Annotated in this window: 1 pseudogene; it reads right to left on the bottom strand. The window is 81.3% G+C overall.

The features are described 5' to 3' along the window. A pseudogene (locus KVS67_RS13670) lies at positions 1-230 on the bottom strand (acyl-CoA synthetase); the annotation flags it as partial.

The following is a 230-nucleotide window of genomic DNA, read 5'->3' as shown; positions in this document are numbered from 1 at the left end:
AGCCGACCCGGCCCCTCGGCCAGGAGGGGGCGGCCCCCGACCGCGGCGGTGACGAGGTGGGCGGCGGTGCGGGCGGGGCCGTCGAGGTAGCCGACCGCCACCATGGGCCCGGCCAGGCGCACGCGCGGCGTGGCGTCGGGGACGTCCGGGGCCACCGCGACGGCGACGCCGGGCAGCGGCACGCCGACGTAGACGCAGCCGCCGCACGTCTCGGCCATGCCGTAGGTGGC

The organism is Micrococcus sp. GbtcB5 (assembly GCF_019091605.1).
Classification (GTDB): Bacteria; Actinomycetota; Actinomycetes; order Actinomycetales; family Micrococcaceae; genus Micrococcus; species Micrococcus luteus.
Note: the sequence above shows the minus strand (reverse complement) of the source record. Positions and strands in the feature narration are given on the sequence as shown.